The following is a 26210-nucleotide window of genomic DNA, read 5'->3' on the forward strand; positions in this document are numbered from 1 at the left end:
GCGCCGGCGCGCCCCGGCCCTCCCCTGGGCCGCCCGCCCCCGTTCGACGTCGCGCCCGCCTTCCGGCACAATTCGGATTCCATGCAGCCGCCCCCGGTCTCCGAACGCGACCCGGAGTCGCTCGAGCGCTACCTCCTCTCCTTCCGCTGGCCCTACCGCAACGAGGAGGTCCACCGCATCCTCGTCAACGGAGGCCTCCCCCTCTGGCGCCAGGTCCTCCGCTTCGTCCCCAACCCGAAGGAGCGCGGCAGGGCCCTCGAGCTCGGCAGCCCCCCCTTCCACATCACCCTCCTCCTCCAGCGCTTCCGCAACTACGACCTCGTCCTCACCGGCTACGCCGCCGACGGCCGCCCGGAGCTCCGCCAGCAGCTCGAAAGCCCCGAATTCGGCGAAACGTACGAATTCGTCTGCACCTGCTTCAACGCCGAGGCCGATACCTTCCCGTATCCCGACAACTCCTTCGACCTCGTCACCTGGTGCGAAGTCATCGAGCACCTCACCGAGAACCCCGTCCATACGCTCGCCGAGATCCACCGTGTCCTCAAACCGGGCGGCGCCCTCGTCATCTCCACCCCGAACGCTTCCCGCGCCGACTCCATCGCCAACTTCCTCGCCGGCCGCAACATCTACGACCCCTACCACCTCGGCGCCCCCCTCAAGGGCTCCCGCCACAGCCGCGAGTACACCCTCGCCGAGCTCACCGACCTCCTCGAAGGGTGCGGCTACACCATCGAGCGCGCTGCCGATATCGACATCTACCCCCCGGCCAGCCGCAACCGCCGCATCTTCCGCTGGCTGATGAACAACGTCGTGAGCCGCATCACCGGCGGCCACTACCGCTACCACCTCTTCGTCCGCGCCCGCAAAACCGACGCTCCCTTCCGCTGGTACTTCCCGCCCTCCCTCTTCGACCTGGGGCACCTCGCCTTCTACATGGCCCCGCGCCACCCCGAGGTCACCTTCGGCATCAACGACGTGCCGCACATCGCTATGGGCTGGGGCGACCTCCAGCGCGACCCCTCCGGCCGCGCATACCGCCGCTCCGGGCAGGTCGGCGATATCTACCTCCTCGTCCGCGAACCCCGCACCGCCGCCACCGTCACCCTGGCCGGCGGCCGCGGCGAGGCCCAGGCCTGGCACGATAACGGCGGCAACCTCGTCCTCCTTGGCTCGACCCGCTTCGATGCCCCGCCCGGCCGCTGGACCGACGTCACCATCCCCCTCTCCGCCGACTTCGAACCCGGCAATCCCCTCCATATCCGGCTCGATACCGAGGCCGGCGTCGACGTCCATCGCGTCACGACGACATAACCCGCCAGGTCCAGGTTAACGGCCCGCAATTGCTGACCCTTCGCGCAGTTTGCTACGATCCCGCAAAGGCAGGCCGGAGGCTCCGCCCGTGGGGGTAGATGGCATAGCCGTCCTGGTGCTGAACCAGAACTACGAGCCGCTCAACGTGTGCTCCGTCCGGCGTGCCATCGTCCTCGTCCTCCGCGGGAAAGCCGAAGTCATCGAAACCGCCCGCGCCGTCCTCCACACCGCCCGCACCACGCTCGCCCTTCCCTCCGTCATCCGCCTCGTCCACATGGTCCGCCGCCCGCGGCCGAAAGTCCGCCTCACCCGGCGCGAAATCTTCCAGCGCGACGGCTGGCAGTGCGTCTACTGCGGCCGCCAGACCCGCGACCTCACCCTCGACCACGTCATCCCCCGCCACCGCGGCGGCCCGCACACCTGGGAGAACCTCGTCGCCGCCTGCCGCACCTGCAACCACCGCAAGGCGGGCCGCACCCCCCAGGAAGCCCGCATGACCCTCCTCCGCGAGCCCGCCGCCCCCCGCGTCAGCATCTACCACGCTTTCTACCCCTACCTCGAAAGCGAAGAAGCCTGGCGCAAGTTCATCCCCGGCTGGGACGACGCCGTCCTCGCCGCCGCCGGCTGACCGTCCAGCAAACGTCACTCGTCCGCAGCCGCGCCTCCGGTATCATCTCCGTTCGAATCTCCCCGGAGGTCGAACCGGTGAAGCCAACGGCACCCAACTGGCGCGAACTCGTCGCCGATAAACTCGTCTCCCCCGAAGAAGCCGTCGCCGTCGTCAAAGATGGCGACTGGGTCTGGACTGGCGGCTGGACGTCCGTCCCGCCCCAGCTCTGCGCTGCCCTCGCCGCCCGCGCCGGCCAGGTCAAAGACGTCACCATCGTCAACTTCCTCTCCCCCTTCAACTGGGACAGGCCGGAAGTCCTCGCCCACTGGAAGGTCATCACCGGCTATTGCAGCCCCTTCGACCGCAAGGCCGCCCGCGAAGGGCGCATCGAATACGTCCCGGTCTCCCGCTTCCGCGAGGGCAAAATGCCGCCCGGCCTCGACCGGCTCGACGTCGCCCTCATCCCGATCTCCCCGCCCGACGAGGACGGCTGGTGCTCCTTCGGCTCCGGGGTCTTCTTCGGCCCCACCGTCTCCAGCATCGCCACCACCCTCATCGGCGAAATCCACGAGAACTTCATCCGCACCGGCGGCGGCAACCGCATCCACATCGACCGCTTCGCCCGCGTCTGCGAATACACCCTCCCCCCGGCTGCGGCACCCATCCCGCCGCGCACCGAAGAGACCGAAATCGCCGCCAACGTCATCTGCACCCTCGTCGCCAACGAAATCGTCTACGACGGCGCCACCCTCCAGTTCGGCATCGGCGATGTCTCGGCCGCCCTGCCCGTCTTCCTCGAAGAGAAGCACGACCTCGGCGTCCATACCGAACTCCTCCCCGGCGGCATCCCCGACCTCGTCGAAAAGGGCGTCATCACCGGCAAGTACAAGCCCCACCACGTCGGCAAGGTCGTCGCCAGCGCCCTCGGCCAGGTCCCGCCAGAGGACCTCGCCCGCATCGACGGCAACGACACCTACGAGCTCTACGACTTCACCCATACCGACGACATCCGCCTCCTCCTCCAGATCGAAAACTTCATCGCGGTCAACAATGCCATGGCCGTCGACCTGACCGGGAACGTCTCCTCCGAGACCCAGGGCAACCTCGTCTACTCCGGCACCGGCGGCCAGGCCGTCTTCGCCATCGGCGCCTCCACCGCCGCCAACGGCTCCGTCATCGTCCTCCCCTCCAGCTCGCTCATCGGCGATACCCGCCACACCCGCATCGTCGGCGGCCACCCGCCCGGAACGGTCGTCACCGTCCACCGCGGCTTCGTCGACTACGTCGTCACCGAGCAGGGCATCGCGAAGCTTACGGGCAAGTCCATCCGCGAACGCATCAACGAAATGATCTCCGTCGCCCACCCCGACTTCCGCGGCGAACTGAAGAAGGAGGCCCAGCGCCTCTACGGCATCACCGTCTAGCTCCTGCCCTCCGCCCCGCTCCGAAGCGCCCGCCGTGCCCGCCGCCGGCGGGCGCTTCCCGTTCCCGCAGGCCCCTGTTGCACCGGGCTATACTCGCCTCCCACGGAGGCAGCAGCATGAACGACTACCGCACCATCCTCTACGAAGTCGAACGCGGCCGCGCCCGCATCACCCTCAACCGCCCCGAAAAGCTGAACGCCCTCAGCCTCGAACTCCAGCAGGAGCTCCACGACGCCCTCTGGGAGGCCGACAACGATACCCGCGTCCACGCCGTCATCATCCGCGGCGCCGGCCGCGCCTTCTCCGCCGGCTACGACCTCACCCCCCTCGGCAACCGCCGGCCCGCGCCCGAGGGCGACCACTACACCGCGGTCTACCGCGGCGCACGCACCTTCGACGACGACGCCTGGCAGCTCGAGCGCGCCCAGCGGCTCCGCATGGCCATCTTCGATATGCACAAGCCTGTCGTCGCCCAGGTCCACGGCTACTGCCTCGCCGGCGGCACCGATATCGCCTTCCTCTGCGACATCGTCATCGCCGCCGAGGACGCCGTCATCGGCTTCCCGCCCGCCCGCGCCATGGGCTCCCTCCCCAACCAGATGTGGGTCTACCACTGCGGCCCCCAGTGGGCGAAGCGCCTCTTCCTCACCGGGGACACCATCACCGGCGCCGAGGCCGCGAGAATCGGCCTCGTCCTCAAGGCCGTCCCCGCCAGCCTCCTCGCCCAGGAGGTCGAAGGCCTCGTCGACCGCATGGCCATGATCGACACCGACCTCCTCTCCGCCAACAAGCGGATCGTCAACCTCGCCCTCGAACTGATGGGCGCCCGCACCATGCAGCGCCTCGGCGCCGAGAACGACGCCCGCGCCCACCTCGCTCCCTCCGTCCGCGAATTCGGCCGCATCGCCGCCGAGCAGGGCCTCAAGGCTGCCCTCCACTGGCGCGACGCGAAGTTCGGCGACGGCCGCGCCCGCGTCGAAGGCCCCGAAATCCGCGACGAGCACGGCCGCCTGGTCTGACCGCGACGCCGCCCTGCGGTACCATCGCCTCGTGCACCCCGACGACGACGACCGCATCCCCCTCGGCCAGCCCGGCGATGACCGCGACCTCGGCCCCGATGAGCGCGACCGCGACCTGATGGACGGGACCTGGGAGCAGCAGTACTACAGCGGCCAGCTCCGCACCCGCGACTGGAACACCATCGCGCTCGGCGTCGCCATCCTCGTCGTCCTTGCCCTCGTCCTGCCGATGGTCCTGGTGGTGCTCCGATGAACCGGCCCGTCGCGCTGGTCGGCCCCGGCGGCCCGCCGCTGCGCGCCCTCGCGCTCGCCCTCGCCGAAGTCGGCCGCCCCATCGGCCTCGCCACCCTCGCGCCGGCCCAGGCCCACGAGTTCGCCACTGCCAGCATCGCCAACGAACTCTGGGCCCTCGGCGCCGACCACCTCCACCGCGTCCTCGACGCCGCCGACCCCGCCGCCCTCGGCGCGTTCCTCGCCGAGCTCGAAGACCGCTTCGGCCCGCTCGCAGCGCTCGCCGTCGACCCCGGCCCGCTCCCGGACATCCCCTTCGACGAGTTCTCCATCGACGAGTGGCTCCCCCTCGCCCGCGAACGGCTCGGCGCAGCGCTCGTCGCGATCCGCTGCGCGGCCCCGCTGCTCGAACGTGCCGGCGGCGGCCCGGTCGCCATCGTCCGCCACCCCGCACCCGCCACCGCCGCCCCGGCGCTGATCGATGCCGCCCTCGCACAGCTGCCCGCCGCCCTGGAGGCCGAGCTCGCCGGGCGCCCGCTCCGCCTGGCCGCCCTCGACGCCGCCAGCGACCCCGCTGCCGCCTTCCTCCCGCTTCTCGCCTGATTCCGCCCTGCCGCCTGCCGGTCTCCCGCAGCGCCCGCAGCGCCGCTGTGCCGCGCTTGCCTCACACGATCTGAAGTTCAGAATCAAATTTCTCAAGTGCTACATTGACTGTCTTGCGCGAGTAGGCAAGAATGGCACTCGGGGCCGCTGCCCCCGGGAGACCCGCCATGTTCGACCTCAACCTCTGGTTCATCGCCGCCTTCAGCGACCACTACGTCGACAGCCGCCGTGCCTCGGCCGCGCGCTACCGCCTGGGGCGTCCCGGGCCCATGCCCGCTATGATCGGCCGGTGCGCCGTGGCGCTTCGTCGCGCTGCTGCCGCCCTCGAGGCCTGGGCAGCCGGCAGCGCCGCCGAGCTCCCCGACTCCGCCCTGCTCGACCCGCGCGGCGCCCGCTGAAATCCACCGCCCAGGACATCCCCATGGCTCGACTGATCGGCGCCTGCCCCAGCTGCGAAAGCCCCATGGTCGTCCGCCGCCTCGAATGCCCCGAGTGCGGCACCGGCGTCGATGGCCACTTCGATGCCGGCCCCCTCGCCCGCCTCAACCGCGAGCAGCTCGCCTTCGTCGAAACGTTCCTCCGCGCCCGCGGCAAGATTAAGGACGTCGAAGAAGAGCTCGGCATCTCCTACCCCACCGTCGTCGCCCGCCTCAACGACGTCCTCGTCGCCCTCGGCTTCGAAGCCGGAGAAGACCCCCGCGACGCCGAGCGCCGCCAGCGCATCCTCGACGAGCTCGCCGCCGGGCGCATCTCCGCAGCCGAGGCCGCCGAACAGCTCCGCGCCCTGGCTTCCCGCGATGGCTGAGCTCGACCCCGAAGTCCAGCGCCTCTTCGACGAAGCCCGCCGCGCCCGCGAGGCCGCCGAGCGCCTCCGCCGCGAAGCAAGGGCCGAGGCCGAACGTCTCAAGGCCGAGGCGCGCCGCGCCCGCGAAGAGGCCCGCCGTCAGCGCGAGGCCGCCCGCGCCGAACGCCGCGGCGCCGCCGACCCCGCCGATGACGCCGGCGCGGCCCGTGTCGAGCGCCCCCTCCCGCCGCTCGAGGGCATCAGCCGTCTCGAAATCGACAACACCGCCGGCAAGCTCACCGTCCGCACCTGCCTCGAGGGCGAAACGCCCGCCGTCGCCGCTGCAGCCAGCCGCTCCGCCCCCGAGGTCGCCATCGAACGTGACGGCGATACCCTCCGCATCCACGTCCGCGTCGCCCGCGGTTGGCTCTTCCGCCGGCGCCAGGGCGCCACCGCCCTGGTCCGCCTCCCGGCCCGCCCGTTCCGTGCGCTCCGAATCGCCAACGGCTACGGGGAGATCGAGGCCGCCGGCCTGGCCGCCGAAACCATCCGCCTCAGCACCGGCGCCGGGACCGTCACCGCCGTCCAGCTCACCGGCGACCTCGACGTCAGCGCAGGCGCCGGCCGTATCAGCATCCTCGCCCACGAGGGCATCGCCAGCGCCCAGTCCGGCACCGGCGATATCACCCTCGACCTCGCGGCCGTCCGCCCCGGCCGGTACCGCGTCGATGTCGGCCTCGGCCGCGCCGAGGTCCGCATCCCGCCCGGCGCTGCGGTCGAAATCCGCGCTGCCTCCGGCCTCGGCAAGTCCGCCATCGAGGTGCCGTCCGTCCCGGGCGCACCCGCCATCATCAGCGTCAACAGCGGCATCGGCGAGGCCGCCGTCCGCTGGCGCGTCCCCGGCGAACCCCCTCCCGCGCGGCCCTCCCGCCCCGGCCCCCCCGCTCGCGCCGCCGACCGCCGCCGCGAAGCCGAAGAACTCCGCGTCCTCCAGCTCCTCGAACAGGGCCGCATCACGCCCCAGGAGGCCGCCGACCTCATCGCCGCGCTCCGCGGCGCCCCCGGCCCGGCCTTCCCCGGCGAGCCCCCGGGCGCCTAGAGCCCGGGGATGTGTTCGTGCCGCCCCAGGTAGCCGAGCTCCGTCGCCCGCCGCGCCAGCTCCTCCCGGAACTTCGGGTGCGCAATCTCGATCAGCATCCGCGCCCGCTCCCGGATCGTCCGCCCGTGCAGGTTCCGCGCCCCGTACTCCGTCACCACCCAGTGCACATCCCCGCGCGTCGTCACCACCCCGCTCGCCGGCGCCAGCTCCGGGCAGATACGCGACACCGTCCCGCCCTTCGCCGTCGAGGGCAGCGCGATGATGGGCACCCCGCCCTTCGACCGCGCCGCCCCGCGGATGAAGTCCACCTGTCCCCCGATGCCGCTGTAGAACCGCGGCCCGATCGAGTCCGCGACCACCTGCCCGGTCAGGTCCACACTCAGCGCGGAGTTGATCGCCACCATCCGCTCCTGCGACGCAATCACGTCGACATCATTCGTGTAGTCCACCGGGTGGAACTCCACCTCCGGGTTCCAGTCCACGAAGTCGTACAGCTCCTGGTTCCCCACCGCGAACGCCGAGACCACCTTCCCCCGGTCCCGCGTCTTCCGTGCGCCGTTCACAACCCCCGCCCGGATGAGCGGCAGCAGCGCCTGGGTGAACATCTCCGTGTGCACGCCCAGGTCGCGGTGCCCGGCCAGGTGCCGCAGCACCGCACTCGGAATCGTCCCGATGCCCATCTGCAGCGTCGACCCGTCCGCCACCAGCCCCGCCACGTGCCGGCCGATGTCCATCGCTTCCGGGCCCGGCTCTTCGAGCACCACCTGCGGCAGCGGCTCGTCCACCTCAATCGCCAGGTCGATGAAGCTCGCGTCGAGGCTGTGCCCGAACGTCCGCGGCATCCGCGGGTTGACCTGCGCCACTACCGTCCGCGCGTGGATCGCCGCCGCCATCGCGCAGTCGACCGACACCCCCAGCGTGCACCGGCCCTCCCGGTCCGGCGGGCTCACCTGGATGAACGCCACGTCGAGCGGCAGCGCCCCGCCCGGCTCGAACTGCCGCGGGATGTCCGAAAGGAAAATGGGCGTGTAGTCGGCCCGCCCCTCCTGCACCGCCTGCCGCACGTTCGGCCCGATGAACAGCGCGTTGTGCCGGAACCGCTCCTCCATCCCCGGCTCGACGTACGGCGCCGGCGCATCGGTGTGCAGGTGGACGATCTCCACGTCCCGCAGGTCCTGCCGAATCGCCACCAGCCCTTCGACCAGCACGCGGGGCGTGCACACCCCGCCGTGCACGTACACCCGGTCGCCGTGCTGGACCACACCGACCGCTTCGTCCAGTCCCACAATCCGCATGCGGTTCAGCCTGCCCGGCCGCACGTGAACGGCGCAACCCCCATGCGGGCGCGATGACGGCGGCCCTTCGCCCGCTTCTGCCACACTTGCACCGCATGCCCAGCGTCCTCTGGTTCCGCCGCGACCTCCGCCTCCACGACCACCCGGCCCTCCAGGCAGCCATCGAAGCCGGCCCCGTCGCGCCCCTGTTCGTCCTCGACCCCGCGCTCCTCCGCGGGCGCTGGGCCTCCCCGAACCGCACGGCCTTTCTCCTCGCCTCGCTCCGCGAACTCGATGCGGCCCTCCGCGAACGCGGCGCCCGTCTCCACATCCGCCTCGGCCGCCCGGCCGAGGTCGTGCCCCGCTTCGCCTCCCAAGTCGCCGCCGCAGACGTCTTCGTCTCCCGCGACTACACCCCCTGCGCCCGCCGCCGCGATGCCGCCGTCGCCCGCGCCCTCGAGGCAGCCGGCATCCGCTTCCACGCCCGCCGCGGCACCCTCGTCCACGAGCCCGAAGACGTGCGCGGTGCCGCTGGCCAGCCCCTCTCCGTCTTCACCCCCTTCTTCCGCGCCTGGTCTGCGCTCCCGCTCCGCGCCGTGCTCCCCGCCCCCGGACGCATCCCCAGCGCCTCCGCCGAGCCCGGCACCATCCCGCAGCTCGCCAGCCTCGGCCTGCCCCCGGCGGTCGATGCCCTGCCGCCTGCCGGCGAGGCCGCGGCCCGCGCCCGCCTCGAACGGTTCCTCGCCGGCCCCGTCTGCGCCTACGCCGAAACCCGCGACCGCCTCGACCTGGCCGGCACCTCGCGTATCAGCCAGGACCTCCACTTCGGCCTCCTCTCGCCCCTCGAGGTCGTCACCCGTGCCCGCGCCGTCCCCTGCGATGCCGGGAAGTTCGTCGCCGAGGTCGCCTGGCGGGAGTTCTACCACCACATCCTCTGGCACCACCCCCGCGTCCTCCGCGAGCCGTTCCAGCCCGCCTTCGCCGCCATCCCCTGGCGCAATGCCCCCGCCGACTTCGAAGCCTGGGCTGCCGGCCGCACCGGCTACCCCGTCGTCGATGCCGCCATGCGCGAACTCCTCGCCACCGGCTACATGCACAACCGCGCCCGGATGATCGTCGCCTCCTTCCTCGCCAAGGACCTCCTCATCGACTGGCGCCTCGGCGAAGCCCACTTCATGCGCCACCTGGTCGATGGCGACGTCGCCAACAACGATGGCGGCTGGCAGTGGGCCGCCTCCGTCGGCACCGATGCCCAGCCCTACTTCCGCATCTTCAACCCGGTCGCCCAGTCGAAGAAGTTCGACCCCGAGGGTGCCTTCATCCGCCGCTGGCTCCCCGAACTCCGTCGCGTGCCCGACCGCTACCTCCACGAGCCGTGGACCATGCCCGCCGATGTCCAGCAGGCCGCCGGCTGCATCATCGGCCGCGACTACCCCGCGCCCATCGTCGACCACCACGCCGCCCGCGCGCGCGCCCTCGCCGCCTACGAAGCCGTCCGTCGCGCCGCTCCTACGACAGCCGGTCGATGAGCAGCGTTCCCGTCCCGAGGAGGATGATGAAGCCGATGATATCGGTGAACGTCGTCAGCCAGATCGCGCCGGCGATCGCCGGGTCGCCTCCAGATCGCTTGATCGCCAGGGGGATTACCGCTCCCAGCACCCCGGCGATGATGACGTCGGCGACCAGCGCAAAAAAGACCACCGCCCCGAGCCACGGGTTGAACGACAGCATCAGGCCGAGCAACGCTGTTGGGATGCCCGCAACTGCCCCGTGAATCAGCCCGAAGGCCAGCTCCTTCCGCAATACCGTCCACCAGTCCGAGAGCTTAACCTCGCCGATCGCCAGCCCGCGCACCACCAGCGTCACGACCTGCGTCCCGGTGTTCCCCGCGTGCCCGGCGATGATCGGCATGAACACCGCCAGCGTCGCTGCTCGTGAAATTGTCCCCTCGAACGGCGCCACCGCGAACGCCGCCAGGAACGCCGTCGCGAGGTTCACCAGCAGCCACGGCACCCGCCGCCGCACCGACCGCCACACCGGCGCCATCACGCTCTCCGCCTCGTCGAGGCCGACCATCCGGTACATGTCCTCGGTGGCCTCTTCCTGGAGCACGTCGATCAGGTCGTCGGCGGTCATCACGCCTTCGAGCCGCCCCTCCGCATCCACCACCGGCACGGCCAGCAGGTTGTACTTCTGCAGAATGCGCGCCGCCTCCTCCTGGTCCGCGTCCGTCGTCACCGCGTGGACGTCCCGCTGGGTGATCTCCCTCAGCAGCGTCTTCGGCGACGACACCAGCAGGTCGCGGATCGACACCACGCCCTGCAGCACCCGGTTGTCATCGACCACGTACAGGTAGTACGCCCGGTCCGCCGGCGGCCGCAGCACCCGCAGATAGTCGATCGCCTGCTGCACCGTGATCCCTTCGTTGAGGGCCACGAAGCCGCGCGACATAATGCCGCCGGCCGACTCGTCGCCGTACTGCAGCAGCTCCGCGACTTCCTCGCCGCGGTCCATCTGCGCCAGCGTCTCCGCCTGCTCCTCCGGTTCCAGCTGCTGGATGACGTCCGCCGCAACGTCGTCCTCCACCTCCTCCAGGACGGCCGGCAGGTCCTTCACCCCGACGCCGCGGATCAGCTCCTTCAGGTCGTCGTCCTCGACGTACTCGAAGAGGTCGGCCACCACGTCCGTCGGCAGGTGGTCGAGCAGCGCCACGCGCTCCTCTTCCGGGAGCTCGAGCACCAGTTCCGCGAGGTCAGCAGGATGGAGAGACGTTACAAGCGCGACGAGTTTCGCCCACTCGCCGTTCGCCGCCAGCGCGCGTGCGTCATCGAAAAGCTCCCGGACAGCCACATCATCGGCCACGGAAGTGTCCTGCGTTGCGGAGGTTCGAGGCACGCGGGTGTGCGCACGTGCCGAACGTACGCCCGGCCTCCCGAACGGTCAAACTGCATCCGTTAACACCCCGTTGGTGCGCAATTTGCTTACCGGCCTACGCAGGTGCGCTATAATCCCGCCGATTGCAATCCGAGGAGGCGCCCGTGGCCCGTAACCGCATCCTCACCCTCGCAGCAGCGGCGCTCGGCCTTGCTGCCCTCGTCCCCATCGCCACCGCCATCGGCGACGACGCCCCCGGGGGCTCCCGCGTCGAGTCCGCCACCGCCCTCACGACCACGTTCACCTACCAGGGCCGCCTCACCGACGGCGGCAGCCCCGCCAACGGCGCCTACGACCTCCGCTTCATCCTCTACGACGCCGAATCCGGCGGCGCCCAGGTCGGCGCCACCGTCACGAAAGACGACGTGCCCGTCGCCAACGGCCTCTTCACCGTCGACCTCGATTTCGGCGCCAACGCCTTCCGCGGCGACGCCCGCTGGATGGAGATCGCCGTCCGGCCCGGCACCTCGACCGGCACCTACACGGTCCTCTCGCCGCGGCAGCCGGTCAGCCCGGCGCCCTACGCCCTCTTCGCTGCGGCCGCCGGCAGCCTCAAGGTCCCCCTCACGGTCACCGGCACCTCCGCAGGCGTCCCGTTCACCACCGAGAACCTCGGCCTGGTCACCGTCAACCAGCAGGGCACCGGCATCGCGGTTGCCGGGCTCCGCACCACGACCGACTCCGCGGTCTACCCCGCCGTCTACGGCTACAACGCGGGCGGCGGCGCCGCCATCCAGGGCGAAACGACCGCAACCAACGGCATCGGCGTGCAGGCCTTCGCCACCCAGGGCACTGCCGGCAGTTTCGTCGGCCCCACCGCCATCGACCTCGATGGCGCCATCAAAGTCTCCGGAAGCGCCCCCGCCGCGTTCGTCCACACCGTCCGCACGACGGGCGGAGGCAAGAACACGTGCGCCGGCTCCGATAAGGTGACCGTCCTCGACCACCCGCTCCTGAATGAAAAGCCAGACGCCATCGTGTTCGTCACGCCCCGCGCCGACGCCCCTGGCGGGACCACCGGCCCGACGCAAATCGGCGTGAGCTACCGCGCAACTGAGTCCGCCCCGTGCACAGGCGTCTCAAACAGGTGGGTTATCTACACGACCGGCACCGACTTCGTTGACGGCGCCACCTTCAACGTCCTGGTTATCAGCAAGTGAACGTCCGCCGCACGCTCGCCCTCGTCGCTGCCGCCTGCGCCGGCCTCGCAACCCTCGCAGCCGTCCTCGCGCAGGTCTCCTCCGGCTCCTACGAACTCTGGTGGCGCACGACCTCCGGCGGCGGCCGCTCGGCCGGCGGCTCTTACGAGCTCCGGGCCGCCATCGGCCAGCCCTTCGCCGGCAGCTCGACCGGCGGGAGCTTCACCGTGGCGTCCGGGTTCCTCGGCGGCGGCGGCCAGGACAAGTACTACCGCTACCTGCCGCTCCTCGCGACCGACGGCACCAACTGACCCCTTCCGCCGTCGCGATGCCCGGGGCCGCAGCCAGTGGGAGAGGCTGCGGCCCCGGCCGTTTCAGTCAGTGACGTCCCATCCCGGGCTGGACGCTGCGCCGGCGGTCCCCGTCAGGAGTTCCGCTCCGCCGGCCACGAAATCACCGACGAGTACCGCCGCACCACCGGCGGCCGCGCCAGCCCCTCTCCGGCCCCGCAGTGGCGGGCCACCAGCTCCCTGAACCGTGCCAGCTTCTCCTCGTACCCCTCCGTGCCCGGCCGCACGTGGTACATCCACGCATACTCCGCGGCGACGTCATCGAGCGGCCGCGGCTCCTGCGGCTGCGGCGGAAGCGGCTCCACCCGGACACGCCGGCCCATCGCCAGCAGCACCGCGAGTAGCTCCCGCAGCGCTGGCAGCTCCCGGAACTCGCTGCCCCACAGCTCGTGCCAGATCGCCGGCACGGGCGTGCTCGGCGCACGATCGAACACCACCACCGCGCAGGTCCGCCGCGCGTGCCGCTCCATCGCCGCGATGAACCCCCCGACATCCTCGATCGCGTAGAGCACGTTCGCCGCCAGCGCGACGTCGCCCTCCGGCGCTGCGGCACCAGGGTCCGGCGGCCACGCCATGTCCACGATCTCGATGTTCGTCCGCCCCGCCTCCTGCGCTGCCCCGGCCAGCTGCTCCCGCATCGACGGCGACGGCTCGATCGCTATGACCCGGGCAACATGCTCCGCGAGCGGGACCGCGAACCGCCCGCCGCCCGCGCCGATATCGAGCCAGGTGTCGCCCGGCTCAGCCAGCGCAAGGAGCGCGCCCAGTTCTGGAACCGGCATCCGCCCCGGGCGGAACGCCGCGGCGCGGGCGGCCCAGTAGTCCTGCCCCGGCCGCGGCGGGCCCTCGATCGAGTGGATGTACGCCCGGTTGGCAGCCACCTGCGCGGCGTACGCTGCCAGCGCCTTCTCCGGCGTCGGCCTGAGCGTCACCATCGCGGTCACGGCCGGGCCTCGCGGCGGGCCGCGCCAGTCCGTGCCCGGGTCCGGAGGGAAGGGAGAAAGCAATGGGGCGAGCGGTGGGATTCGAACCCACGATCTTCTGAGCCACAATCAGACGCGTTAACCACTACGCTACGCCCGCCATGGCGCACCTTCATCCTAGCAGCCCCCCGGCAGATGGCGCCAACTGCCCGGGCCTCAGTAGTTCGAAACGTTCAGCTCGTCCATGTGCCCGGTGACCGTGTAGATCACCCGCTCGCAGATGTTCGTGCACCGGTCAGCGATTCGCTCCAGGTTGTGGGCGGTCCAGAGAAGATACGTGTTCCGCTGGATCGTCGACGGGTCGGCAACCATCGCCCGGAACGCCTCCTCGTACACACTGTCCTGCAGCCGGTCCACCTCGTCGTCCGCGTGGCAGATCTGCCGCGCCGCATCGACATCGAGGTCGATGTACGCCTTCAGCGAATCCCGGAGCATCGCCACGGCCCGGTCGGCCATCGCCGGGATGTACCCCAGCTTCCGCGGCAGCGGCTCCGGCTCCATCATCGTGTTGATCCGGGCTACCCCTTCCGCGTGGTCGGCGATCCGCTCGAGGTCCGTGATGATATACAGCACGCTCACCAGCGCCCGCAGGTCCGTCGCCATCGGCTGCTGCGTGGCCACAACGGCAATCGTCCGGTCTTCAATCTCGAAGCGCTTGCGATTGATCTTCGCGTCGTCTGCAATGATTCGCCGCGACCACTCCACGTCGCCGTCGCGCAGGGATTCCATCGCGTCGAGGATGGCTTTCTCGGTCATCGAGCCGAGCGTCAGCACGTCGTCCTGGAGCTGCCGGAGCTCCGCCTTGAACAGGTCCCGTGTCATCCCCGCGCCCCTTCCTCGACGCCTTAGCCGAAGCGTCCGCTGATGTAGTCCTCGGTACGCCGGTCTTTCGGAGTCGTAAAGAGTTCCTCAGTGGGGCCGTATTCTACCAGCTGCCCGGCCACCCGCTCGTCCGTGAGCATGAACGCCGTGTAGTCCGAGACGCGCGCCGCCTGCTGCATGTTGTGCGTCACGATGATGATCGTGTAGTCCTTCGCAAGCTCCCGCATCAGGTCCTCGATCTTCAGCGTCGCGATCGGGTCCAGCGCCGAACACGGCTCGTCCATCAGGATGATGTCCGGCGCAGTCGCAATCGCCCGCGCGATGCACAGCCGCTGCTGCTGGCCGCCCGAGAGCGCCAGCCCCGACTTGTTCAGGTCGTCCTTCACCTCGTCCCAGAGCGCCGCCCGCCGGAGCGACTCCTCCACCAGCCGGTCCTTGTCCCCCTTGAACCCGTTGACCTTCGCCCCGAACAGGATGTTTTCTTTAATCGACCGCGGGAACGGGTTCGGCTTCTGGAACACCATCCCGACCCGCCGGCGAACCTCCACCGGGTCAACCGACTTGTCGTAAATATCCTGCCCGTCGAGGTAGACCGTTCCCTCGATCCGCACATTCGGGATCAGGTCGTTCATCCGGTTGAAGCAGCGCAGGAGCGTGCTCTTCCCGCAGCCCGAGGGCCCGATGAGCGCCGTTACCTTGTTCCGCGGAATCTTGAACGAGACGTTCGTCAGCGCCTGCTTCTGCCCGTACCAGAGCGAAAGCCCCCGCACTTCGATCGTCGGGTTCGGAATATCCTCCAGGATGGCACCCTGGCTCGCTCCCTGCGGCCGGAGATGCTGCTCGGCGCCGTCCCGGCCGAGGGCCGGCACCCGCGTCAGCGTCGTCGGCTGCGTCTGCTGTTCAGTCATCACGTCCTACCTCCTCGGCGCCTAGAACCGCCGCTGCAGCTTCTGCCGCAGGAAAATTGCCACGGAATTCATCAACAGCAACACCACCAGCAGCACGATGATGCCTGCCGCGGCCACCCCCTGGAAATCCTGCTGCGGCCGCGACACCCAGTTGAAAATCTGGATCGGCAGCACCGTGAACCGGTCGAGCGGCCCGCTGGGCGTGAACGGCACATACGTCAGTGCGCCAATCGTAATCAGCGGCGCGCTCTCGCCGATCGCCCGGGAGGCGGCAAGGATGTTCCCGGTCAGGATGCCCGGCAGCGCGTACGGCAGCACGTGGTACCGGATCGTTTCCCACCGCGTCGCGCCCACCCCGTACGACGCATCCCGGATGCTCGGCGGAACGGCCCGCAGCGCCTCCTGCGTCGCCACCACGATGATCGGCAGAATCAGCAGCGCCATCGTCAGCGAACCCGCCAGCACGCTCCGCCCGAGCTCCATCCACCGCACAAACACCTGCAGCCCCAGCAGCCCGTAGATGATGGAGGGCACCGCCGCCAGGTTCGAAATGTTAATCTGGATGAAGCTCTTCAGCTTCCCCTCCCGCGCGTACTCCTCCAGGTAGATCGCCGACATCACCCCAATCGGCAGCGCAATGACGATCGTAAAAAACATCATGTACGCCGTGCCGTAGATCGCCGCCTTCGCCCCGGCCCGGTCCGGGAACCGCGAGTCGAAGCTCGTCAGGAACTGCCAGTCCAGCCACGGGAGGCCGGACACGAACGTATCGATGAGCAGCCAGACGAGCATCCCCAGACCGACCGCAATGGCGACCAGGCCGATGCCCGTGAAAATGACCCCCGTCACCTTCCGGAAGCCCAGCCGCGGCCGAAACTGCTCCCGCGCCGGGAACTGCTCCGCAGTCGTTACTGCCATCAGTCGTACACCTCACGGAATTTCCGCACGAACCAGAAGCTGAAGATGTTCATCACGAACGTCAGCACGAACAGCGTGGTCCCGACCGCGAACAGCGTCCGGTACGCGAGCGAGCCGTACGGCGTATCCCCCAGGCTGACCTGCACGATGTAGGTCGTCATCGTCTCGACCGGCACCCGCGGGTCGAAGGTGAACGTTGGGTTCTGCCCGGCCGCAATCGCCACAATCATCGTCTCGCCGACCGCTCGCGAGAGCGCCAGGATGATGGACGCCACGATGCCGGAGAGTGCCGCCGGCACCACGACCCGCGTTGCCACCTCCATCCGCGTCGCCCCGAGCCCGTACGCCCCTTCCCGCAGCGCCTGCGGCACCGACGACATCGCGTCCTCGCTGAGCGAGGCCACCAGCGGTACGATCATCACGCCCATCACGATGCCCGGGCTGAGCGAGTTGAACAGCGTCATGTCAATGAACCGCTGCAGGAACGGTGTCATCACCGTCAGCGCGAAGAAGCCGTACACCACCGTCGGCACCCCGGCCAGCACCTCGAGCGCCGGCTTCAGCACCGCCCGCGCCTTCGGGTGCGCGAACTCGCTCAGGTAGATTGCCGACATCAGCCCCAGCGGCACCGCGACCACCAGCGCGATGAGCGACGTCAGCGCCGTCGCCGAAACCAGCGGCCAAATGCCGAACTTCTTAATCGAGAAGAGCGGCGTCCACTGGGTCTCCGTAATGAACTCGACGAACGAGACCACCCGGAAGAACGCGATCGTCTCGCCCGCCAGCGACAGGATGATGCCCGCCGTCGTGAACGCCCCGATCGTCGCTGCCACAAAGAACAGCCCTGCGATAGCGCCCTCTTTGAGCTGCCGCGACCGCTTATGCCCAAGGCTTACCCGCGACGGGTAGGCCCCCTTCCAAACGTCCTGCGCCACGGTTCGCACCCCACCTCAGAAACGTCGTGCTGGCAGGGGGTACGGCTGCACCCCCTGCCAGCCTCCGCGCTGACCGGTCAGGTTGTCGCCGGCCGTCAGCACCTTACTTCAGGTACCGGTCGAGCGTCGCGCCCACCTCTGCGCCGTTCGGGAAGAGCGTGCCGAGCGTCTTCGCCTCGAACCGCTTGGTGATCGCCGCGTACAGCTCGTCGGTCAGCGGGATGTAGCCCACTTCCTTCGTCGGGATGATCGGCGTGAAGCTCTTGCTCAGGTAGAACTTCACGAACGCCTGCACTTCCGGCCGCTCGGCGGCTTCCTTGCGGACGTAGATGAAGATCGGGCGCGAGAGCGGCTGGTACTCGCCGGACTTAATCGTCTCCGGGCTGGGCAGCACACACTTGCCGTTATTGTTGTCAATGGCGACGAGCTTCAGCTTCCCCGTGTTCTCCACATAGTACGCATACCCGAAGTAGCCAAGCGCATTCTCGTCGCCGCTCACGCCCTGCACGAGGATGTTGTCATCCTCCGATGCCTGGTAGTCGCCGCGGCTCGCCTTCTCCTTGCCGTTGATGGCCTGCGTGAAGTAGTCAAACGTCCCTGAGTCGGTACCAGCACCGTACAGCTTCAGCGGCCTGTCCGGGAAGGAATCCCGCACCTGCTTCCAGTTCGTGATCTTCCCCTGGGCATCCGGCTCCCAGATCTTCTTCAGCTCCGCGACCGTCAGGCACTGGGCCCACGTGTTCTTCGGGCTCACCACCACCGACAGCCCGTCGTAGGCCACCGGGAGCTCGATGTACTCGATCCCCTTCGCCTTGCATGCGTCGACTTCCTTCGGATCGATCGGCCGCGAGGCGTCCTGGATGTCCGTTTCGCCGTTGCAGAACTTCTTGAAGCCGCCGCCCGTGCCGGAGATGCCGACCGAAATGCGGACGTCCTTCGCGTACTTGCGGAACTCCTCCGCCGCCGCTGCCGTCACCGGGTACACCGTCGACGACCCGTCGATGATGATCTCGCCCTTCAGCTTCGCGAGCTCATCCTTGTTCGCCGGCGGCACCGGCTTCCCCGCCGCGGTCGTCGGCTTGTCGCCAGGCATCGTCGCCGTGGAGCCGCCTGCCGGCGTCTCCTTCGTGGTGTCATCGTCGTCGCCGCCGCACGCGACCGCGACCAGGGCGATGAGGGCCACGAGCGCCCCAAACAGGAACGCCCACTGCCCTCCCCGTACGTTGCGAAGCATCAAAATCTTCCCCCTGAAGTCAGTATGGTTGGTGCTTCGTGCCGCATCCTCCTCCCGCACCTTTAACCCCGGTTTAACGCCCCGGCACCGCCCCGAGCGCCAATCGCCAACGTTTTACACGCCATTTGCACCCCGTCGCGGATCCCCGCACCCCCGCCGCCGAACATACCCGCAGGCAGCAGGCGGACGACGGCCCCGCCCCGCTGCCTCCCCTCAGGCGGCCGGGGGCTCCGGCCCCGTCAGCTCCCCCGCTCCGGTACCCGCCGGGTGGCGGGCCCGGAGCTCCCGGCGCATACTCGAACTACCCCAACGGCCGCAAGGCGCCCATGGCCCAGAAAATCCTCCTCGTCGACGACGAAGCCAACATCCGCGACCTCAGCGCCCTCTACCTCGAAAAAGAGGGTTTCACCGTCGAGCACGCCGCCGACGGCCGCGATGCCCTCGCCCGCTTCGCCCAGTCGCCGCCGGCCCTCGTCGTTCTCGACGTCATGATGCCCGGCCTCGATGGCTTCGAAGTCCTCCGCGAACTCCGCCGCGAAAGCGACGTCCCCGTCATCATGCTCACCGCACGCTCCGAAGACATCGACAAGATTGTCGGCCTCGAACTCGGCGCCGACGATTACATGGCCAAGCCCTTCAACCCCCGCGAACTCGTGGCCCGCGTCAAGCGCATCCTCCACCGCGTCGAAGGCGGCCGGAAGCCGCAAACTGCCATCACCATCGGCAACCTCAGCGTCGATAAAGCCCGCCGCGAAGCCCGCGTCGACGGCCAGCTCCTCGACCTCCGCACCAAGGAGTTCGACCTCCTCGTCGCCTTCGTCGAAAACCCCGGCATCGCCCTCACCCGCGACCAGCTCCTCGGTTCCGTCTGGGGCTACGACTTCGCCGGCGAAACCCGCACCGTCGATGTCCACGTCCAGCACCTCCGCTCTAAACTGGTCAACGCGACCGTCCAGATCGAAACCCTGCGCGGAGTCGGCTACAAACTCGTCGAACCCGAGCCCTGAATCGCCGGTCGCCCATCTTTCCCCCGGGAGCCCGCCCGCCGTGACCCGCCGGCTGCCTCGCATCCCCCGCCTGCGCCATGGGTAGCCTCCAGGTCCGCCTGCTCTTCACCTACCTCTTCATCATCGCGGTCACCCTCTTCCTCGCCGCCCTCTCCCTCTTCCTCCAGATCGGCGGCTACCGCGACGACATCTCCTACGGCAACCTCGAGGACCTCGGCCGCCTCATCAACGCCCAGGCCAACGCCGAGCTCCAGGCACGCCTCGAAACCGCCCCCGGCGACCCCGTCCCGACCACCAACGACCTCCTCCTCACCCTCCGCAGCTTCCTCGGCCGGCCCAACCGCGTCTCCGCCGAAACCGCCCTCGCCCTCGTCGACGCGAACGGACGCGTCATCCCCGGGCTCACCTCCGCCCCCGCCGACCTCTCCCTCGACGACGCCGTCGTCCGCGACCTCGCCAGCCAGCCGCTCCCCCCGCCCGGCTCCCCCGCCGCCCTCGAACCCCGCCGCTGCCGCCTTGAGGTCCCCGGGCGCGAACCCCTCCTCTGCGTCTCCATGGCCCTCGAGCCCGAAGTTCTCCGGGCCCTCAGCGAAACCGGCGCCGCCGCCATCATCGTCGCCCGGCCCGCCGCCTCCCTCGGCGAAATCGTCGGCGACCTCATGCCCCGCCTCCTCTTCTCGGGCCTCATCGGCGTCGCCGCTGCCCTCGTCCTCGGCTTCGCCTTCAGCCAGAGCGTCGCCGCCCCCCTCCGCAACATCGCCCGCGCGGCCCGCTCCGTCGCTCGCGGCAACTACCGACAGCGCGTGCCCGCCACCGGCCCCCGCGAGGTCCGCGACCTCGCCGCCAATTTCAACCGCATGACCGAAGAAGTCCAGCGCTCCCAGCAAACCCTCCGCGACTTCCTCGCCAACATCTCCCACGAACTCAAGACCCCCCTCACCTCCATCCGTGGCTTCAGCGAGGCCATCCTCGACGGCACCATCGATGACCCCGAGGGCATCCAGCGCTCCGCCCGCGTCATCAGCGACGAATCCGCCCGCGTCCTCCGCCTCGTCCAGGAGCTCCTCGACCTCTCCCGCATCGAATCCGGCCAGGTCTCCATGGAGCAGAACGACGTCGACCTCAGCGAGCTCTTCGCCCACCTCGCCGATGTCTTCAGCCTCCGCGCCGAAGAGCACGGCATCCGCCTCGAGTTCGCCCCCTCCGGCACGGCCCGCGTCCGCGGCGACTTCGACCGCCTCGAGCAGGTCATGAACAACCTCATCGACAACGCCCTCCGCTACACCCCGCCCGGCGGCACCGTCCGCGTCACCTGCCGCGACCTCCAGCCGGGCACCCTCCAGGTCGCCGTCTCCGATACCGGCCCCGGCATCCCGGCCGAAGACCTGCCCCACCTCTTCGAGCGCTTCTACCGCAGCCGCAACAGCCGCGAATCCCCCGGCAGCCGCAGGGGCCACGGCCTCGGCCTCGCCATCGCCCGCGAAATCGTCCGGGCCCACGGCGGCGAAATCTGGGCCACCAGCGAACTCGGCCGCGGCACCACCTTCGTCTTCACCCTTCCCATTGCGGGCCGAGCAGCGCCGCGAGCCGCCGCGCGATGACCTCCAGCGTGTGCCCCGCCGACATCGCGCCGAACCGGCCCGCCCAGCCCGCCATCACAATCGCCATCCGGTAGAGGCCGAGCGCCTCGTAGTACTCCAGCGACGTCATCTGCTGCCCGGTCACCGCCGCGTACGCCTCCGAGAGCAGCGTTTCGCCCCGCGGCCCGCCCATTCCGCCGAACACCGTCTGCAGCGCCGCATAGAACCCCAGGTCCGAGCGCGGGTCGCCCAGCGCCGCCAGCTCCCAGTCGAGCACCGCGACCACCTGCCTGCCCGCGAACAGGTAGTTGCCCGGGTTCGGGTCGCCGTGCAGCAGCGCCACCCGCGCATCCGCCGGCTGGTTCGCGCGCAGCCACTCGCTCAGGGCAATGAGGAGCGGCGCCCGCGCAATCCGCAGCCGCTCCGCCCGCGCCCGCCACGGCCCCAGCTCAGCCTCGAGCGGGTCCTCGGCCGCTCCCTCCGCCAGGAACTCGAGCCCCGCCGCCTGCCAGTCCACCGCGTGCACCGCCGCCAGCGCCGCTGCCGCCGCCGGCAGCCGCTCCGACCTCCCGTGCCAGAAAAGCGGCAGGGTCTCCCCGCGCACGCGGCTCATCACGTAGAACGGCACGCCCAGCACCGCGCCCGTCGGTTCGAGCCAGGCCGCCGTTGGGACCGGCACGCGCGTGCCCGCCAGCGCCCGCAGCACCCGGTACTGCCGGCTCACGTCGTACGGCGCGAGGATGCCTGTCTCCCGCTGCGGCCGCAGCACCATCGGCAGCGACCAGGTGCACCCATCGGCCCACACACACAGGTCGAACCCCACCGTTTCATTGCTCGCCCCCGCCGGCATCGCCCGCGGATTCCTCACTTCCACCCGCTCGGCCGCCGGTAGCTGCTCCCTGAGGTACGCCGCCAGCCGCTCCGTCCAGTGCATCAGTCCAGCTCAGCCAGCGCCATCAGGAGCAGCTCCGAAGCCTGCTCCAGCGAATACCAGGGAGCGCTGCCGTTGCCGTACCGCCGCCACCCGTGGTGGATGACCGCCAGCTGCCAGAGCCACATCGCCCGGAACCAGCGCAGGTCGCCCGGGTCCGCCCCCGCAGCCGCCCGGTAGCGCACCGCAAAGGGCATCCGCTCCGCCGGCCCGAACGGCGCACCCTTCAGGAGCGAGAGCGCCAGCAGCTGCCCGACATCGACCCGCGGGTCCGAAATCCGCGCCTGCTCCCAGTCGACCACCGCAGCCACCTCGCCGGCGCGGAACAGGTAGTTGAACACGTTGATATCGCCCTGGCAGAGCGCCAGCCTCCCTTCCGCAGGGACCGTTGCACGCAGGCGCGACAGCGCGTCCTCCAGCAGCGGCTCGCCCGCGCAGCCGAACCCCGGCATCCGCGCCTCAACCGCCGCAAGGTCACGCTCCAGCGCCTCCGGCACGCTCGCCGGAACGCCGAGGAACGCCAGCCCGGCTGCCTGCCAGTCGACCGCATGGATCCGCGCCACCATCCGCGTGAACGCATCGAAGTCCGCATCCGGCGCCAGCCCCATGTGCGGCGCATCGACCCACTCCAGCACGATGAACGGCGCGCCGAGCGGCTCTGCCGAGGGCTCCATCCCCAGCAGTCGCGGCACCGGCACATCCGTCGCAGCCAGCGCCGCGATGACCCGCCCCTCGCGGATCACGTCGTACGGCTCGAAAATTCCCCGCTCCCGCTGCAGCCGCAGGCACACCCGCTGCACCGTCCCCGAGAGCAGCTCCACCCGGCAGGTCACATTCGAGGCGCCGCCGTCGACCGCCGTAATCGACCCCACCCGGGCATCCTCGAAGCCCGGCAGCCGGTTCAGCCACGGTTCGAAGTCGGCCGGGCGCGGCACCATCCCCCGGATTGTACGGCCCTGCCCGCTGCCCGGCCTTCAACGCGCGTCGTAGCCGCCGTCGACCGGCAGCACCGCCCCCGTGATGAACGAGGCGTCGTCGCTCGCGAGGAACGCTGCCGCCGCGGCCACCTCCTCCGGCCGCCCCAGCCGCCCCATCGGGTGGAGGCCGACCAGGAACTCCTCCGCCATCTCCAGCGAACGGATCTCCGCCGTCATCGGCGTGACGATGTACCCCGGCGCCACGGCGTTCACCCGCACCCCGCGCCTCCCGTAGATGATGGCAAACTGCCGCGTCAGCCCCACCACGCCGTGCTTCGCCGCCGTGTAGGCGCCCGCGCCGGGCAGCACCGGCGAAAGCTCGGCGCCCGGCAGCGGCGGCCCGACGAGGCCGTTCAGCCCCGCCACCGAGGCCGTGTTCACCACCGCGCCCCCGCCCAGCTCGGCCAGCCGGGCGCACCCGTGGAAGCAGCCGTAGTACACCCCCGTCAGGTTCACCGCGATCGTCCGCTCCCACGAGTGGCCGCGCCCGCCGATCCCGGCGTTGTTGAACACCACGTGCAGCCCGCCCAGTTCCCGGACAGTCCGGTCCAGCGCAGCCACGAACGCTGCCTCATCGGTCACATCCAGTTCAAGCGCGAGGCTGCGCCCTCCGTGCTCCGCGACCCGCGCCGCGACCGCCTCCGCAGCCGCGCCGTCGATATCCGCGCACGCCACGGCTGCCCCCTCCGCCGCAAAGCGCAGGGCCGAGGCTTCGCCGATCCCCGACCCTGCGCCCGTGACGAACGCGACACGCCCCGCGAGCCGCCCCGCCACTCAGCTCTGCTCCGGCGGCCGCGGATTCACCAGCCCGGCGCCCAGCGTCCCCGGGAACACCTCGATGAGCGATTCGAGGTCCCATCCGCCCTTCTTGTAAATCGTCTTCTCCCGCGTCGGCAGGCTCATCAGGCTGATCTCGTCGCCTCCAACGATGAAGTCTCGCCCGTTGACGTTCGCCGCCTCCGGCAGGCAGAGGTACACCACCAGCGGCGCCACCAGCTCCGGCGACATCGACGCGATCCGCGCGATCGCATCCTCCGCCGAGGTGGGCGGCGTCGCCGGCTCCTGCCCCTGCGCCGCGAGCTGCGCCCGCCGCGCCCGGGCCGCCTCCATCTCAGGGCTGAGCGTCAGCCGCGTCGCCGCCCGCGGCCGGATGGCGTTCGCCGTCACCCCGTACTTGCCGAGGTCGAGCGCCAGCGTCCGCGTCAGCCCGACAATGCCCTCCTTAGCCGCCGCGTAGTTCGCCTGCCCGAGGTTGCCGAGCCCCGACTCCGAGCTCGTGTTGATGATCCGGCCGCTCCGCTGCTGCCGGAACACCATCGCCGCATGCTTGGTGACGGTGAAATGGCCCTTCAGGTGCACCGCGATGACCGCATCCCACTCCGCCTCCGTCATGTTGAAGATGATCCGGTCGCGCAGGATGCCCGCGTTGTTCACGAGGATGTCGAGCCGGCCCCACGTATCGAGCGCCTGCTTCACCATCGCCTCGCCGTCTGCCATCGACGTCACGTCGCCGAAGTTCGGGACCGCCTCGCCGCCCATCTTCTTGATTTCCGCCACCACCTCCTCCGCGGGCGTCGTATCGCGCCCCTCGCCGGCCGCGCTCCCGCCCACGTCGTTCACGATGACGCGGCACCCCTCGCGCGCCAGCGCCAGCGCCTCGGCCCGGCCGATGCCCCGGCCAGCACCCGTCACAATCGCAACTTTGCCTTCCAGTCTCCCGGCCATGCTGCTGTTCGAACTCCTCTGCAGGGGTCTTCGCGGCCACCCGGGGATTCCTGCCCCGTCGGCCGGCGAGAATCTACCACCTCACCGGCCGCCTGTCTTTCGCCCCTGACGAACCATCGTCCCGGCACGTACCATGGCCCTGTGCCCCGCATCCTCGCCCTCGTCCCCCACCCCGACGATGAGGCCTACAGCGTCGCCGGGACCCTCGCCCTCGCCGCCCGCGCCGGCTGGAGCTGCACCGTCATCGCCGTCTCCGCCGGCGAGGCCGGCCGCTGCTACACCGGCGACGCAGCTGACCCGGCTGCCCTCGCCGACCTCCGCCTCGCCGAACTCGCCCGCTCCTGCGCTGCGCTCGGCGCCGAACCCGGCCCCTCCCCCCGTCTCCCCGACGGCGGCCTCGCCCGCGACCCCCGCCTCAGCGACGCCGTCGCCGCCGCCATCCGCGCCGCCGCCCCCGACCTCCTCCTCACCATCGGCCCCGACGGCGCCTACGGCCACCCCGACCACCTCGCCCTCCACCGCGCCGTCGTCGCCGCCGTCGAAGCCGCCCCCGCGCCGCCGGCCGTCCTCTTTGCTGCCTTCCCCTCCGGCCTCTTCCGCCCCCAGTACGACCTCTGCCGGCCGATCCTCGGCGACCCGCCCGCCATCGCACCGGCCGACCTCGGCGTCGAACGCCCCGACGTCCGCATCCCCATCGCCGCCGTCGCCGACCGCAAGCTCGCGGCGCTCGCTGCCCATGCCTCCCAGCTCCCCGGCGGCGACCCGGCCGCCATCTTCCCGCCCGGCATCGTGCCCGCCCTCCTCCGCGACGAGTGGTTCCTCCTCCGCTGCCCCGCCGATATGGCCCGGGTCGCCCGCCTCCTCCTCGATATCGAAGCTGCCTGCCCCTAACCGGAACATTCCGGGGAGGCTTCCGCGTCTCCACGGTTATGGGACCCGCCGCCGTCCTCGAAGTGCTCGCCCGCTCCGCCGCGCCCGCCGATGACTCGCCGTTCTGGATCGCCGCCATCGTCGGAGCCGGCGCACTGCTGGTCGTCCTCGTCCTCCTCCTCGGCGGCCCCCGCAACGACCGGCCCCGCTGACACAGTCGCTCCGCCCCGCAGCCGCCGCCTACACTGGCGCCATGACCGTCGGCGTCCTCCGCATGTCGCTCCGCATCCCCTCCCGCACCCTCAAGGAGAAGCGCGCCATCGTCCGCCCGGTGGTTGAGCGCCTCCGCAGCCGCTTCAACGCGTCCGTTGCCGAAATTGATGCCCTCGATGCCGTCGGCCTGGCGGTCATCGCTGCCGCCGTCATCTCCAACGACCCGCGCCACGCCGACGAACAGCTCCAGGCGATTGCCGCCGCCGTCCAGGACTGGCGGCTCGACGCCGAACTCGTCGACCTCGAAACCGAACTCCTCGATGCCTGAG

29 protein-coding genes and 1 tRNA gene are annotated in these 26210 nt (G+C 70.3%); 17 read left to right on the forward strand and 13 right to left on the reverse strand.

Going from position 1 to position 26210, the window contains the following annotated elements; all coding sequences use genetic code 11:
- Window positions 1–81 precede the first annotated feature (81 nt).
- From Tbon_RS08715 to Tbon_RS08755, 9 genes are all read left to right on the forward strand, one after another.
- Window positions 82–1311: a class I SAM-dependent methyltransferase gene (locus Tbon_RS08715; RefSeq protein WP_158067341.1), complete on the forward strand. Its 1230-nt coding sequence runs from the start codon at window positions 82–84 to the stop codon at window positions 1309–1311.
- Between the two features lie 88 nt (window positions 1312–1399).
- The gene (locus tag Tbon_RS08720) at window positions 1400–1939 is read left to right on the forward strand and encodes an HNH endonuclease (protein WP_158067342.1); all 540 of its coding nucleotides are present in this window, start codon (window positions 1400–1402) and stop codon (window positions 1937–1939) included.
- 77 nt (window positions 1940–2016) lie between these two features.
- A complete protein-coding gene (locus Tbon_RS08725; protein ID WP_192497857.1) occupies window positions 2017–3345 on the forward strand; it encodes an acetyl-CoA hydrolase/transferase family protein in 1329 nt (442 codons plus the stop codon).
- A 116-nt stretch (window positions 3346–3461) separates the two neighbouring features.
- Window positions 3462–4364 (forward strand): crotonase/enoyl-CoA hydratase family protein, encoded by a 903-nt coding sequence (locus Tbon_RS08730; protein ID WP_158067344.1) that lies wholly within the window; start codon window positions 3462–3464, stop codon window positions 4362–4364.
- A 31-nt stretch (window positions 4365–4395) separates the two neighbouring features.
- Window positions 4396–4617 (forward strand): hypothetical protein, encoded by a 222-nt coding sequence (locus Tbon_RS08735; protein ID WP_158067345.1) that lies wholly within the window; start codon window positions 4396–4398, stop codon window positions 4615–4617.
- Window positions 4614–5198, forward strand: a complete 585-nt coding sequence (locus tag Tbon_RS08740) for a hypothetical protein (RefSeq protein WP_158067346.1) — start codon at window positions 4614–4616, stop codon at window positions 5196–5198. Before Tbon_RS08735 ends, Tbon_RS08740 begins: the two co-directional genes overlap by 4 nt.
- Window positions 5199–5365: 167 nt before the next feature.
- A complete protein-coding gene (locus Tbon_RS08745) occupies window positions 5366–5596 on the forward strand; it encodes a hypothetical protein (protein ID WP_192497858.1) in 231 nt (76 codons plus the stop codon).
- A gap of 23 nt (window positions 5597–5619) precedes the next feature.
- Entirely contained in the window at window positions 5620–6003 is a 384-nt protein-coding gene (locus Tbon_RS08750) for a DUF2089 domain-containing protein (protein WP_158067348.1), read from the forward strand.
- Window positions 5996–7081 carry an SHOCT-like domain-containing protein gene (locus Tbon_RS08755; protein WP_158067349.1) on the forward strand — a complete coding sequence of 362 codons (1086 nt, stop codon included), beginning with the start codon at window positions 5996–5998 and terminating at the stop codon, window positions 7079–7081. Before Tbon_RS08750 ends, Tbon_RS08755 begins: the two co-directional genes overlap by 8 nt.
- Here Tbon_RS08755 and Tbon_RS08760 read toward each other — a convergent pair.
- A complete protein-coding gene (locus tag Tbon_RS08760) occupies window positions 7078–8376 on the reverse strand; it encodes an acetyl-CoA hydrolase/transferase family protein (protein ID WP_158067350.1) in 1299 nt (432 codons plus the stop codon). The two genes, Tbon_RS08755 and Tbon_RS08760, sit on opposite strands and share 4 nt — an antisense overlap.
- Before the next feature lie 95 nt (window positions 8377–8471).
- On the opposite strand from Tbon_RS08760, the gene Tbon_RS08765 reads away from it, so the two are divergent.
- Window positions 8472–9884: a cryptochrome/photolyase family protein gene (locus tag Tbon_RS08765; RefSeq protein ID WP_158067351.1), complete on the forward strand. Its 1413-nt coding sequence runs from the start codon at window positions 8472–8474 to the stop codon at window positions 9882–9884.
- Here the strand turns inward: Tbon_RS08765 and mgtE are convergent.
- Window positions 9865–11217, reverse strand: coding sequence for a magnesium transporter (gene mgtE, locus Tbon_RS08770; RefSeq protein ID WP_192497859.1), 1353 nt, complete (start codon window positions 11215–11217; stop codon window positions 9865–9867). The two genes, Tbon_RS08765 and mgtE, sit on opposite strands and share 20 nt — an antisense overlap.
- A 176-nt stretch (window positions 11218–11393) precedes the next feature.
- Here mgtE and Tbon_RS08775 point away from each other — a divergent pair, with 176 nt between their 5' ends.
- Both Tbon_RS08775 and Tbon_RS08780 read left to right on the forward strand, forming a co-directional pair.
- Entirely contained in the window at window positions 11394–12449 is a 1056-nt protein-coding gene (locus tag Tbon_RS08775; protein ID WP_158067353.1) for a DUF7452 domain-containing protein, read from the forward strand.
- On the forward strand, window positions 12446–12739 hold the full coding sequence (locus tag Tbon_RS08780; RefSeq protein WP_158067354.1) for a hypothetical protein: 294 nt from the start codon (window positions 12446–12448) through the stop codon (window positions 12737–12739). Before Tbon_RS08775 ends, Tbon_RS08780 begins: the two co-directional genes overlap by 4 nt.
- A 113-nt stretch (window positions 12740–12852) precedes the next feature.
- Here Tbon_RS08780 and Tbon_RS08785 read toward each other — a convergent pair whose 3' ends face one another.
- From Tbon_RS08785 to Tbon_RS08815, 7 genes are all read right to left on the reverse strand, one after another.
- Window positions 12853–13713: a class I SAM-dependent methyltransferase gene (locus tag Tbon_RS08785; RefSeq protein ID WP_225734753.1), complete on the reverse strand. Its 861-nt coding sequence runs from the start codon at window positions 13711–13713 to the stop codon at window positions 12853–12855.
- Window positions 13714–13785: 72 nt separating this feature from the next.
- A tRNA-His gene (locus Tbon_RS08790) sits at window positions 13786–13861 on the reverse strand.
- 56 nt (window positions 13862–13917) lie between these two features.
- The gene (gene phoU, locus Tbon_RS08795; RefSeq protein ID WP_158067356.1) at window positions 13918–14583 is read right to left on the reverse strand and encodes a phosphate signaling complex protein PhoU; all 666 of its coding nucleotides are present in this window, start codon (window positions 14581–14583) and stop codon (window positions 13918–13920) included.
- 23 nt (window positions 14584–14606) lie between these two features.
- The gene (gene pstB, locus Tbon_RS08800; RefSeq protein ID WP_158067357.1) at window positions 14607–15491 is read right to left on the reverse strand and encodes a phosphate ABC transporter ATP-binding protein PstB; all 885 of its coding nucleotides are present in this window, start codon (window positions 15489–15491) and stop codon (window positions 14607–14609) included.
- Window positions 15492–15512: 21 nt separating this feature from the next.
- A complete protein-coding gene (gene pstA / locus Tbon_RS08805) occupies window positions 15513–16409 on the reverse strand; it encodes a phosphate ABC transporter permease PstA (RefSeq protein ID WP_158067358.1) in 897 nt (298 codons plus the stop codon).
- A complete protein-coding gene (gene pstC / locus Tbon_RS08810; RefSeq protein ID WP_158068275.1) occupies window positions 16409–17260 on the reverse strand; it encodes a phosphate ABC transporter permease subunit PstC in 852 nt (283 codons plus the stop codon). Before pstC ends, pstA begins: the two co-directional genes overlap by 1 nt.
- A gap of 187 nt (window positions 17261–17447) precedes the next feature.
- Window positions 17448–18578: a PstS family phosphate ABC transporter substrate-binding protein gene (locus Tbon_RS08815; protein ID WP_158067359.1), complete on the reverse strand. Its 1131-nt coding sequence runs from the start codon at window positions 18576–18578 to the stop codon at window positions 17448–17450.
- A 326-nt stretch (window positions 18579–18904) separates the two neighbouring features.
- Here Tbon_RS08815 and Tbon_RS08820 point away from each other — a divergent pair, with 326 nt between their 5' ends.
- Window positions 18905–19585 (forward strand): response regulator transcription factor, encoded by a 681-nt coding sequence (locus Tbon_RS08820; protein ID WP_158067360.1) that lies wholly within the window; start codon window positions 18905–18907, stop codon window positions 19583–19585.
- Between the two features lie 77 nt (window positions 19586–19662).
- The gene (locus Tbon_RS08825; protein ID WP_158067361.1) at window positions 19663–21186 is read left to right on the forward strand and encodes a sensor histidine kinase; all 1524 of its coding nucleotides are present in this window, start codon (window positions 19663–19665) and stop codon (window positions 21184–21186) included.
- Here Tbon_RS08825 and Tbon_RS08830 read toward each other — a convergent pair.
- The 4 genes from Tbon_RS08830 to Tbon_RS08845 are packed head-to-tail and all read right to left on the reverse strand — an operon-like array spanning window position 21137 to window position 24798.
- Window positions 21137–22099 carry a phosphotransferase family protein gene (locus tag Tbon_RS08830; protein WP_158067362.1) on the reverse strand — a complete coding sequence of 321 codons (963 nt, stop codon included), beginning with the start codon at window positions 22097–22099 and terminating at the stop codon, window positions 21137–21139. The genes Tbon_RS08825 and Tbon_RS08830 overlap by 50 nt on opposite strands.
- A complete protein-coding gene (locus Tbon_RS08835) occupies window positions 22099–23034 on the reverse strand; it encodes a phosphotransferase family protein (protein WP_158067363.1) in 936 nt (311 codons plus the stop codon). Before Tbon_RS08835 ends, Tbon_RS08830 begins: the two co-directional genes overlap by 1 nt.
- A 36-nt stretch (window positions 23035–23070) precedes the next feature.
- A complete protein-coding gene (locus Tbon_RS08840; protein WP_158067364.1) occupies window positions 23071–23847 on the reverse strand; it encodes an SDR family NAD(P)-dependent oxidoreductase in 777 nt (258 codons plus the stop codon).
- Complete coding sequence (locus tag Tbon_RS08845) at window positions 23848–24798, reverse strand: SDR family NAD(P)-dependent oxidoreductase (RefSeq protein WP_158067365.1); 951 nt, start codon at window positions 24796–24798, stop codon at window positions 23848–23850.
- Window positions 24799–24939: 141 nt separating this feature from the next.
- Here Tbon_RS08845 and Tbon_RS08850 point away from each other — a divergent pair, with 141 nt between their 5' ends.
- The 3 genes from Tbon_RS08850 to Tbon_RS08855 are packed head-to-tail and all read left to right on the forward strand — an operon-like array spanning window position 24940 to window position 26209.
- Window positions 24940–25689, forward strand: a complete 750-nt coding sequence (locus Tbon_RS08850) for a PIG-L deacetylase family protein (protein WP_192497861.1) — start codon at window positions 24940–24942, stop codon at window positions 25687–25689.
- Window positions 25690–25727: 38 nt separating this feature from the next.
- Window positions 25728–25880 carry a hypothetical protein gene (locus tag Tbon_RS13865; RefSeq protein WP_192497862.1) on the forward strand — a complete coding sequence of 51 codons (153 nt, stop codon included), beginning with the start codon at window positions 25728–25730 and terminating at the stop codon, window positions 25878–25880.
- Window positions 25881–25921: 41 nt separating this feature from the next.
- Window positions 25922–26209 carry a DUF503 domain-containing protein gene (locus Tbon_RS08855; RefSeq protein ID WP_158067366.1) on the forward strand — a complete coding sequence of 96 codons (288 nt, stop codon included), beginning with the start codon at window positions 25922–25924 and terminating at the stop codon, window positions 26207–26209.
- Window position 26210: the final 1 nt, after the last annotated feature.

Source organism: Tepidiforma bonchosmolovskayae, assembly GCF_008838325.1.
GTDB classification, from domain to species: Bacteria; Chloroflexota; Dehalococcoidia; order Tepidiformales; family Tepidiformaceae; genus Tepidiforma; species Tepidiforma bonchosmolovskayae.